The sequence below is a fragment of the Shimia fortis genome, assembly GCF_040225985.1.
Lineage (GTDB): Bacteria > Pseudomonadota > Alphaproteobacteria > Rhodobacterales > Rhodobacteraceae > Shimia.
Genome location: NZ_JBBPEU010000001.1, coordinates 166119 through 177606 on the forward strand (window position 1 = coordinate 166119; position 11488 = coordinate 177606).

The 11488-nt window shown below is 56.2% G+C and carries 6 protein-coding genes; all 6 read left to right on the forward strand.

Annotated features, from left to right (window positions below):
- The first annotated feature begins 219 nt into the window (after nucleotides 1–219).
- The 6 genes from WNE31_RS00790 (at nucleotide 220) to WNE31_RS00815 (ending at nucleotide 11435) form a co-directional block, all read left to right on the forward strand.
- Entirely contained in the window at nucleotides 220–993 is a 774-nt protein-coding gene (locus WNE31_RS00790; RefSeq protein ID WP_349977679.1) for a FadR/GntR family transcriptional regulator, read from the forward strand.
- A 188-nt stretch (nucleotides 994–1181) separates the two neighbouring features.
- On the forward strand, nucleotides 1182–3398 hold the full coding sequence (locus WNE31_RS00795) for an NADP-dependent isocitrate dehydrogenase (RefSeq protein WP_349977680.1): 2217 nt from the start codon (nucleotides 1182–1184) through the stop codon (nucleotides 3396–3398).
- A 187-nt stretch (nucleotides 3399–3585) separates the two neighbouring features.
- Nucleotides 3586–6210: a Hint domain-containing protein gene (locus WNE31_RS00800; RefSeq protein ID WP_349977681.1), complete on the forward strand. Its 2625-nt coding sequence runs from the start codon at nucleotides 3586–3588 to the stop codon at nucleotides 6208–6210.
- A gap of 62 nt (nucleotides 6211–6272) precedes the next feature.
- Nucleotides 6273–9209 (forward strand): calcium-binding protein, encoded by a 2937-nt coding sequence (locus tag WNE31_RS00805; protein ID WP_349977682.1) that lies wholly within the window; start codon nucleotides 6273–6275, stop codon nucleotides 9207–9209.
- Between the two features lie 16 nt (nucleotides 9210–9225).
- Nucleotides 9226–10050 (forward strand): glycosyltransferase family A protein, encoded by an 825-nt coding sequence (locus WNE31_RS00810; protein ID WP_349977683.1) that lies wholly within the window; start codon nucleotides 9226–9228, stop codon nucleotides 10048–10050.
- Nucleotides 10047–11435 (forward strand): oligosaccharide flippase family protein, encoded by a 1389-nt coding sequence (locus WNE31_RS00815; RefSeq protein WP_349977684.1) that lies wholly within the window; start codon nucleotides 10047–10049, stop codon nucleotides 11433–11435. The genes WNE31_RS00810 and WNE31_RS00815 overlap by 4 nt, the downstream gene beginning before the upstream one ends.
- The last annotated feature ends 53 nt before the right edge of the window (nucleotides 11436–11488 follow it).

Sequence of the window (11488 nt, forward strand, 5' to 3'; positions counted from 1 at the left end):
CCGGTCAACAATTTTCTTTACCAGCAACTGAAGACCAAGATAAACTGCGAAGTTTTACTTACACTTTGATCGACCTAGCCCTCAATTACGCAACAAAGAGTCATAAAATTTTAAAGTATGGTCATACGCGACTTGGGGACGGGCTGTGTTGCAATGCTATCAAATGATGGTAAATAATATGAACATCTCTAGTCGGCATATTTGATTTCGGAGACAAGTTTGAGCAACAAGAGCGCCTTTGATGCCGTGGGACACGAATCCCTCGCTGATGCCGTCGTTGACCAGATCGAGACGATGATCGTGGACGGAATTCTGAAAGAAGGGCACAAACTGCCCTCCGAGCGAGAGCTTTCAGATGCGCTTGGCGTGTCGCGTCCGAAACTACGCGAGGCCTTGCAAACGCTTGAACAAAGAGGGCTCGTGAACGTGCGTCACGGAGAGGGCACGTTTATCGCAAAACTGACGGGCCGCGCCATGTCACCAGCTTTGTTGGCGCTTTACACGCGGCATGGGCGGGCGTTCTATGATTACCTTGAGTATCGCCGCGAACAAGAAGCCTTTGCCTGTCGCTTGGCCGCAAAGCGCGCCACCCAATCAGACAAGACACGCCTTACGGAAATTCTGGATGTTATGGTTGAGACGCATAAAAGCGCTGACACCGAAGCAAGCCGGGACGCAGATCTCAAACTTCATGCGGCGGTGGTCGACGCAAGCCAGAATACAACGTTGATCCACATGATGGCATCCGTTTACGACCTGACACGGCAAGGCGTGTTTTATAACCGGGCGTTTCTTCGAACTATGGATGGCACGGGACAGAAACTCCTCACACAGCACAAGGACATCGTTGACGCAATTTTGGCGGGTGATCCGGAACTCGCAGACGCCGCCGCGCGCACGCACATAGATTTTGTCGAAGCCTCTTATCGCCAGAGCGAAGAACAACACGCGCGGGAAGAGCGCGCCGCCAAGCGAAAGCAACTTGCGACCTAGCCCCGTGGCATCATGCCTCTGTCATTGATCACAACAGTCAATTGAATTTCGCAATCCTTTCATTTAAAGGGGCGACATAAGTTTCTGTTGCCGGGTCCGTGCCTGTGGCTCTGCAACGCCAACCTTGGATCGCAACACCCTGCGAAACTGACCCGAACTTCCTAAACTCGCTGAAAGGTAGGGAAATCATGGCCGATAAACTGAACGCCGACATATTGTATACCATTGTAGACGAAGCGCCCGAGCTGGCCTCTGCTTCGTTTCTTCCAATCATCCGCAAGTTTGTTTCCGCTGCCGGCATCACCGTTGGCACGCCCGACATTTCGCTGGCAGGCCGTATCATCTCTACGTTCCCCGAGAACCTGACTGACGAACAGCGCCAATCCGATGACCTTGCCGCGCTGGGTGAACTGGTCAAGACACCTGATGCAAACGTCATCAAGCTGCCGAACATCTCGGCTTCGGTGCCGCAGCTGACCGCCGCAATCGCAGAACTTCAGGCGCAGGGCTATAATATCCCGAACTATCCAGAAGACCCGCAGACTGATGAGGAGAAGGCAATCCGCGCCCGCTATGACGGGATCAAGGGGTCTGCCGTGAACCCAGTTCTTCGCGAGGGTAACTCGGACCGCCGCGCGGCCAAGGCCGTCAAGAACTATGCCCAGAACAACCCACATTCGATGGGCACTTGGGAAAACGACAGCAAGACCAAGGTCTCGTCCATGCCGGCTGACGATTTCTATGCCAACGAAGTCTCTGCCACTATCACTGAAGCTCAGGCCGGTGATGCGAAGATCGAATTTGTTGGCAAAGACGGCAGCGTGACCGTTCTGAAGGACGGTTGGCCGCTTGAGGCAGGCACTGTTGCCGACGCGACGTTCATGAGCGCCAAGGCGCTGGGCGCATTCCTGGCGGAAGCCATTCAAGACACCAAAGCAGACGGCACCATGTTCTCGCTGCACATGAAGGCGACGATGATGAAAGTGTCGGATCCGATCATCTTTGGTCATGCGGTCAAGGCATGGCTTGGCCCGGTCTGGGACAAGCACGGTGAAGCAATCATCGCCGCTGGTGGCTCGCCGAACTCGGGTCTGGGCGCTGTTCTGGCCGCAATCGACTCGTTGCCGAACGCGGACGAAATCAAGGGCGAGATCGACGCGTTGGATCGTCCGTCCATGTATATGGTCGATAGTGACAAAGGCATCACCAACCTGCATGTGCCTTCGGACGTGATCATCGACGCATCGATGCCCGCGGTGATCCGCGCAGGCGGCAAAGGCTGGGACGAAACCGGCGCTAAGGGCGACACCAACTGCGTGATCCCCGACCGTTGCTATTCGACCGTCTATGACGAAACAATCAACTTTTTCAAAGCCAATGGCGCACTTGACGTGACCACCGCCGGATCGGTAGCCAACGTTGGCCTGATGGCACAGAAGGCGGAAGAATATGGGTCCCACCCGACCACGTTCGAGGCACCTGCCGATGGCACGATTCGCATCGTTCTGGCGAACGGCGAAACGCTGCACAGCCATGAGGTTGAGGCAGGTGACATCTGGCGGTCCTGTACCGCGAAAAAAGCGCCGATCGAGAACTGGATCGAGCTGGCCATGGACCGTCAGCGTCTCACCGGCTCGGAAGCGATCTTCTGGCTGGACGCAAACCGCGCCCATGACGCCGAGTTGATCAAATACGTCAAACCCGCTCTGGAAGCGGCTGGTGTGGCCGACAAGTTCCAAATCATGGCACCGCGCGAAGCAACCCGCCAGTCGCTGGAAACCATCACGGCAGGCAAGGACAGCATCGCCATCACGGGTAACGTGCTGCGCGACTATCTGACCGACTTGTTCCCGATCCTTGAACTGGGCACCTCAGCCAAGATGCTGTCGATCGTGAAGTTGATGAAAGGCGGCGGCCTGTTTGAAACCGGTGCTGGCGGCTCGGCTCCGAAACACGTTCAGCAACTGGTTGAACAGAATCACCTGCGCTGGGACTCGATGGGTGAGTTCTGTGCGCTTGGTGAATCGCTGAACTTCCTTGCCGACGCCAAAGGCAATGCCAAGGCTGGTGTGCTTGGCCGCGCGGCCGAAGCCGCGACACAAGGTATTCTCGACAACAACCGTTCGCCCAGCCGCAAGGTTGGTGAGCCGGACAACCGCGACAGCCACTACTGGTTCGCACGCTACTGGGCCGAAGCATTGGCTGCGCAAACCGATGATGCCGATCTGGCGGCAGAATTTGCACCGATCGCCGAGGCACTGGCCGATGGCGAAGAAGCAATTCTTGCTGAACTGGCCGCAGCGCAGGGGCCTGCTGCAGAAATCGGTGGCTACTTCCGTCCGTCTGTCGAGCTGAAAGCAAAGGTCATGCGCCCATCGGCGACGCTGAACGCGATCATTGACTGAACCGACCCGACAGAAATCTTTGGGAAAGCGCCCTTTCGGGGGCGCTTTTTCTTTGCCTCACACAAGGATTGGCATTGCTTCTGCGAACGAATTGTTCCCAAATTTGACCACAATCACCAGATAGGCTGACCAGAATACTCAAGGCCGTCCCTTTTTTAAGCGGTTCATTCAGAGGTGAGCAAAACCAATGCCCGAGCATGTGCTCAATTGGGCCGATGTAGGTCCAGACGGTCTATTTGTGACCGGCACCGGCAGCGATGCCGTGGGCATCGGCGTGACCTCTGGGATCAATACTCAAAGCCAATCCGCCGAAACGCGGCACGACGGGACACCTGAGGCAGATGCGCTTTGGGTGGATGGGTTGCAGTCCCGAGTGACCACGCAGATCATTTTTGAAAAGCCGGTCCAGAACATCGCATTCGAAGTCTTTAATCTCGACCAGGAAACTGGCAGCTGGGATAATCGGCTGACTATTCTTGCTACCAATGCAACGGGTGCACAGGTGCCTGTCAGCTACGGAAACCTAGATGGTCTGCACAGCGTGACGGGTCCAATCGTAGATGCGGATGGAAACGCATCAACCGGTGTTGAAACCACTGGCGCTGACGATAGCGTGTCCGTGTCGGTCACCGGTCCGATCGTCGCCTTGGAGTTCGTTTTTGAACCTGGCGAAAGCGCTGGCGTCACAGGAACTTTCGGTATCGGCAATATCGGCTTTGACAGCGCGCCCGACACGCCTGGCGTTGTGGATGGCACAGTCGGCGACGATACGATCAATATTTACTACACGGACAGCGATAACGACAGCGTCACCGCAGGAGATGACATCATTCGCGCGGACGCCGGAAATGACTCGATTGATGCGGATGGCGGCAACGACCGTATTTTTGGGGAGGATGGAAACGACACCATTTCAGCGGGAGATGGAAACGATACTATTTTCGGCGGAGACGGGGCCGACTCGGTCGAACTGGGCGCGGGCAACGACATTTTCTTTGGCGGAGACGGGGATGATTGGGTCAACGGCGATGTCGGCAATGATGTCCTTCACGGGGGTGCCGGTGATGATTTTCTGCGCGGCAGTTTTGGCGAAGACACAATTTACAGCGGGGGCGCCGGGGAAGGCGACGATTACCTTTGGGGCGGATATCGCGATGACCGCTTCGTTTTCGAGGATGGCTTTGGAAACGACACCGTCGAAGGTGAAAGCATCGACGAAACTTTTGGCGATGTACTGGATCTCACGCGGATTACAGGCGACCTGACGCTCGACCTCAGGGATCCGACCGAAGGCACGGGTAGCCTTTCGGTCGGATCGGACACCGCAATTTATAACGAGATTGAACATATTCTTCTCGGACAGGGGACCAATACGATCCTACTGGCCGATGGGTCGGGCAACGACACCATCACCGGGTTCCGCGTGCCTACAGAAAACCCGGATGGCAGCTTTACCACCAAGGATTTGCTAGACGTTTCACTGGTGACCCGCGACTACGGGACCACTCCCATCACTGTACGCGACATCACTGTTGGCGATGATGGCAGCGGCAATGCTGTTCTACAGTTCCCCTATGGAGACACCCTGACCCTTGAGGGCGTGCCGCCCAGCGCGTTTGACGATCCGGCAATTTTCGAAGCCATGGGTGTGCCGGAAAACCCTGACGGGATCATCACCGGAACTGATGGCGATGATTTTATCTACAGCGGATATGCTGGCGACAATGACGGTGACCGTGTCGACAACGACGACGCTTTGCTCTCGGGTGAAACCGGAGATGACGATATCATCGTTGCCGGGGCCGGCGCTGACCTGATCTTTTCCGGGAACGCTCAGGATGAGGTCTTTGCCGGAGATGGCAACGATATCGTCTTTGGCGGGCTGGGCGACGATCAGCTTTTTGGCGAGGCAGACAATGATGACCTGTACGGCAACGAAGGCAACGACACACTTGACGGGGGCGATGGCAACGACACGCTGACCGGCGGTGACGGTGCAGACCTTCTACTGGGGGGCGCAGGTGATGACGAATTTCTGGGCGCAACCGTCGGGGATACCGTCGTCGGCGGAGAAGGCGACGGTGATACCCTGGACCTTACGGGTTATGCGCCGTTCCGCGTTCACTATGATGTCGGCACCACATCCTCAGGCAGGGTCGACTTTCTGAACAGCAGCGGCGGCGTTGACGGCAGTATGACCTTCGCCGGCATCGAGACGGTCATTGCCTGCTTCACCCAAGACACCTTGATCGCCTCGGCGAAGGGACACATGCCGGTTCAGGATCTGCGCGTTGATGACCGAGTATTGACCCGCGACCATGGATATCAGGGTATTCGCTGGATCGGACAACGAAACTTGGATGCAGACGAATTGGCTGAGAACCCTCAGTGGTACCCAGTTACTATCGCAAAGGGAGCCTTGGGCAACGGCTTGCCCGACCGTGAGACCAGTTTCAGTCCGAACCATCGTGTTTTGTTCTCGGGCCCGCAGGCCAGTTTGTGCTTCGGAGAACCTGAAGTGCTCGTCGCCGCGAAACACCTAATCGGTCTGCAGGGCGTGTCCCAACCGACGGTGTCCTCGACGACATATTGGCACATTCTTTTTGACCGCCACGAACTTGTTCTGTCGAACAATGCCTGGACCGAGAGCTTTCAGCCGGGTTCCTATGTGATGAACGGCCTCGAAGAACATCAGCGGCAGGAAATATTTGAGCTATTCCCCGAATTGCGTTGCGACATTGCCGAAAATTCGTTCGAGGCGTCACGCCGGGTACTGACCCGCCACGAAGCAAAGCTGCTCTTGGCCCAATAAGTCTTTTTCGCGAGTCCAAAGAAGGCCATAGTCTGTTAATGTTCACCACTTGAGGCATTGTCATGAAACTGATCCGAAAGCTTGGTTTTGCGGTCTTGGCCTTGTTGGGTCTCGGCCCCTTGTCGCCCGCCAGCGCCGCAGACGACCTGAAACTTTATGTCTTTGGAAATAGCCTGATCCACCATCAGTCCGAAACGGAACAAACCGCCGTTCCCTATTGGCTGGCAAGGTTCTCCGAAGCGGCCGGTCATGGATTTTCGGTTGATGGCGAATGGGGTTTCTTGCGCGACTTTGCATCGTCGGCGCGCCCCAAGGCACAATGGCGTTTTGACGGGGCCGATCCGGCCTGGACCCGGAATATCCGGAACTTTGCCGATGTGGGCTATGATGTTGTCATGGTCAATCCCGCAAACTTTATCCAATATCAAGGTGCGGATGAGCCTTTTGATGGCGACAACCCGGACCGCCAGACGCCAGTAAGCGCGGCGGCTGGCATTGCGGAAAAAGCAAATATCGACCGCTTCGTTATCTACGAAGGTTGGGCCGACATGAGTGCCTTTCTGCGCAGCTTCCCGCCCAGCGCACGTCAATTGCGGCGCTATCACCGGTTCAACATGGGTGATTATCACGACTGGTACGTCGAGTATCGAGACCTTGTCCAAGCGGCGCTGCCCGAGCGCGATGTCAGCCTGATACCCGTGGCAAGCATTCTCAGCAAACTATTTACCGAAGGCCCCTTGGAAGACCTACCGGCTGAGACGCTTTATGTGGACGACGCCCCTCATGGTACGCCGACGCTGTACTTTTTGGCCGCTGCGATCACCTATATCGGTCTTTTCCAAGAACCGCTTCCGTCTGAGATGTCATTGCCCGACAGCCTGCACCCCGATGTGAGAGAGCGGTACTTTGACATTCGGTCTTTCATTCAGGCAGAAATGGGATCGCTGAAAAAGGCAGCCTTTGCACCACCCCCAAAGCCGACTGAAGTGGTTATCAAGGCATCAATGGCCGAAGACGAACCTGCGCCGGGCCTTGGGCTTGGAACCCCCTCAATCGGCGCCGGGACAAGTTTCGTTGCCGATTGGAGCACCCAGCATGCCTTTATTGACCTCATGAAATCAGCACGCCCGTGGGTGGGTCATCTGCCCGGTCAATGGGGCGGCGTTACAGCCGAAGACTTAGAGAATGGTGGATTTTTTGACGAACACGGCTGGATTTGGGGAATTCCGCCAGAAGTGGAATCGGTTGAAACGCTGATCCTTGCCGACCAGCCAGAAGACGCGGTCAGTCTGATCGGCCGGTATCGTTTGACATACGAAGGGACCGGCAAGATTACTGTGACGGGTCGCGCCCGTGTTCAATCGGTTCAAGACGGCGAAATCTGGTTTGAGTATCGGCCGGGGGACGGGCTCGTCGGGATACGGATCGACGAAACTGACCCGCTGCGGACCGGAGACTACATTCATCACATCAAAGTCATGCACGAAGATCATATCGCGCTTTACGAAGCCGGACTAATCTTCAATCCGCTATGGCTGGAGAAGGTGCAGGATCTGCGGGTTCTGCGCTTTATGGATTGGATGCTCACCAATCACTCCAAGATTGCAGAATGGTCGGAACGCCCACGTGTTTCAGACTTTTCCTATGCATGGCGTGGCGTACCTGCAGAAACCATGATCGCGCTGGGCAATCGAATTGGGGCGGATATCTGGTTCACCCTACCGCATATGGCGACCAACGACTATGCCGCAGAATTCGCGCGTCTTACCAAGGCCAGCCTGCATCCTGATCGCAAAGTCTATGTCGAATATTCCAACGAGTTGTGGAATTTCACCTTTGACCAGGCCCAATGGGCACAACAAAAGGCCATTGAGAGATGGGGCCGTGACGCCCCCGGCGATGCGTGGATTCAATACGCGGGCATGCGCGCAGCTGAAATTGCACGCATATGGGAATGGGAATTCGGAGATGACGCCAAAGATCGCCTTGTGCGTGTCGTCGCCGTGCACACCGGTTGGAAAGGCCTGGAACAGCCCCAATTGGAAGCGCCTCTCTGGCTCGATGAAGCGCGCGGTAACCCGGCCCCTGTCACTGCGTTTGATGCTTATGCGGTCTCGGGCTATTTCGGGCTTGACCTGGGATCGGACGAAGGCGCCGAACGATCGCTTGAGTGGATAAATGAATCCATGCAGGCGGCGCTTGGGGACGCAATGAAGCAGGGCCTGAAACGCGTTGCCATGCAGGAATATGTCCGTGAACACCTCTATGATGCTGCGATCCCCAAAGCGGCCGAGGCACTGCAATCCGGATCACTCGAGGAACTGACCTACGATCTTTGGCCCTATCATGCGCAAGTGGCACGCGACAACGGGCTTGCTCTTGTGATGTATGAAGGCGGCACGCATGTGACCGGGGTTGGTGAATGGGCCAATGACGAGGCGCTGACCAACCTTTTCACAAGGCTGAACTATAGCGCCGAAATGGGTGCCCTTTATTCTGAACTGCTGCGCCAGTGGCGGGCTCTCGAAGGGGCCACGTTCTTTAACGCTTACAGCGATGTGTCCTATCCCAGCAAATGGGGCAGTTGGGGCGCTTTACGCCATCTCGACGATCGCAACCCGCGCCATGATGCCTTGGCCGAGGCCAACACGATCGCGCCACATTGGGAAGAAGAGCGTGCAAACGATGCTTTTCTGCATGGCGGAATTTTCAAGGGCAGCGATGGGGCCGACCGCCTTGCAGGCACTTTCAAACACGACGTCATTCTTGCAGGAGCGGGGGATGACGTATTGGTTGCCGCGGGGTCTGGCGATAATCTTCATGGCGGTGCGGGATATGATATCGCCGAACTACCCGGCCAAGCCTCGGACTATGTGATCCTGCAAATCGGCCAAAGAACATTCGCGGTCTCGGACGGTGCGCGCTATGTGCTTGCCCAGGTCGAAGCCATAACGTTCTCGGATTCGGACGGTGTGCTAGACCTTCCGTTGCAACAATGACGGCAAGGCCTGTCGCGTGATCAGCATCATCATCCCCGCCAACAACGAGGCCAACCTGATCGGGCATTGTCTCGAGTCTCTTCTCGCGTCGCAGGGTGCCAAGGGAGTTGAGGTGGTTGTCGTTGCCAACGGATGTCAGGATCACACGGCCACCGAGGCGTTAAAATACGAAGAGCAATTCTCTGCCAAGGGGTGGGCTCTGCACGTTCTCGACTTGCCCGAAGGTGGCAAACCGAATGCCCTGAATGCTGGGGATGCCATCGCAACAGGGAACAAGCGCATTTACCTTGATGCCGACATCACGGTATCGCCAGATCTTATTGCGCAGCTTGACCAAAGGCTTTCGGTGGACAGTCCGACTTATGCGAGTGGCACAATGCGCCTTGCGCAGACTCAAACCTGGGTTTCGCGCGCCTACGGCCGCATCTACGCGCGGGTTCCCTTCATGACACAAGGGGTTCCAGGTGCCGGGCTTTTCGCCGTGAATGAAGCGGGTCGTAAGCGTTGGACAGAGTTTCCCCCGATCATCTCGGATGACACATACGTGCGGCTGCAATTCGCGCCCAACGAGCGCTTCGCGGTCCCGGCCACCTATGACTGGCCGCTTGTCGAGGGCTTTTCGACCCTTGTACGTGTCCGAAGGCGACAGGATGCAGGTGTCACCGAGATCCGAGCCAAGTACCCCGAGCTTCTGGAAAACGACGACAATAATGCCTTGGAAATATCCGGCATGGCGAAGCTTTTTGTCACTGATCCAGTAGGGTTTCTGGTATATCTCGCTGTCGCACTCTCTGTAAGATTGGGTAAGCGTACCCCTGCGGCTTGGGAGAGAGGTCGATGACGGACACACCTGCAAAACCATCTCTCTGGCGCCGTTTTACCCATGGCGAAAACCTTGGCGCGCGCGCGGCGCGCAGTTCGATGTTTACCATTCTCGGATATGGCGGCGGGCAATTCCTACGGCTTTTGTCAAACCTTATTCTGACCCGCCTGCTCTATCCAGAGGCCTTTGGTTTACTCAGCCTTGTCTGGGTTTTCATGGTCGGGCTTCAGAACTTTTCGGACATTGGCATCGCCACCTCGATCCAGCAAAACAAAAACGGCGACGAACCCGCCTTCCTTGACACGGCATGGACCCTTCAGGTGGCCCGTGGCGTTGTTCTGTGGGGGCTGACCATAGTCTTGGCCAATCCTGTGGCTGCCTTCTATGACGCGCCAGACCTGGCCGAGCTTTTGCCAGTGGTTGGCCTTACACTCCTGATTGCCGGCTTCTTTCCCATGCGCAAGGAAAGCGCGAACCGTCACTTGATGCTGGGGCGGGTCACGGCGCTGGACCTTGTTGCACAAGCCATTGGTTTGTGTGTCGGGGTTGTGATTGCATGGGCCACAGGGTCAATCTGGGCACTGGTTTTCAGTGCGCTTTCCGTGTCCTTGATGCAGCTGGTGCTCTATATGCTTTTTCTGCCCGGACGCCCCAGCCGCTTTGGCTTCGACAAACCCTCTGCTTCTGAAATCGCCAAATTCGGCAGCTGGATCTTTTTCAGCACGATTGCCGGGTTCATCTTTTCCCAGGGCGACAAACTGGTGCTTGGGAAATACCTCTCCCTTCACGCGCTGGGTATCTATAATATCGGCTTTTTCTGGGCGAGCTTCCCCTTGATGCTTGGGGGAATGGTCGTCTGGAAAGTCTTGATCCCCGTATACAGGGAACGCCCGCCATCAGAGTCAAACGCCAACTTTCTCGCGCTGCGCAAACTACGCTTTGCACTGACCTCGGCGCTTTTTGCGATGCTCTGCATCTTGGCGTTTGGAGGGGCTCTTCTGGTAGATATCCTCTATGACGAACGATACCTGCTCTCGGGTGGTGTTCTGGTTTTGATCGCGCTTGTCCAGATACCTCAAGTCATTGTTTTGACTTATGATCAATCCGCGATCGCGTCCGGCGATGCGCGAAGGTTTTTCATTCTGGCCGCGACTAGGGCCGCCTTCATGGTTGCGGGCCTTCTGGTCGGCGTGCAATTCGCCGGATTGGCGGGGGCGCTGGTTGGGCAGGCCGTTGCGATGATCTTGGTTTACCCGGTCACGGTTTGGATGGCCCGCTCGCAGGGCAGTTGGGATCCATTGCATGATGGCATCTTTGCAGGCGTGGGTGTGTTGTGCTCAGCGACAGCCCTTTATCTAAATTTCGATGCCATATCCGCATTGGCAGCCTTGAATTTGCCCTAGTTTCTTCATTCTGAGAATGAGTTTCCTCTATAGTATCTTCAGACAAGAGTAGT

Bases quoted from the DNA above. Each gene is read 5' to 3' on its own strand.
- WNE31_RS00795 (WP_349977680.1), top strand. From the start codon at position 1,182: ATGGCCGATAAACTGAACGCCGACATATTGTATACCATTGTAGACGAA.
- WNE31_RS00800 (WP_349977681.1), top strand. From the start codon at position 3,586: ATGCCCGAGCATGTGCTCAATTGGGCCGATGTAGGTCCAGACGGTCTA.
- WNE31_RS00805 (WP_349977682.1), top strand. From the start codon at position 6,273: ATGAAACTGATCCGAAAGCTTGGTTTTGCGGTCTTGGCCTTGTTGGGT.
- WNE31_RS00815 (WP_349977684.1), top strand. From the start codon at position 10,047: ATGACGGACACACCTGCAAAACCATCTCTCTGGCGCCGTTTTACCCAT.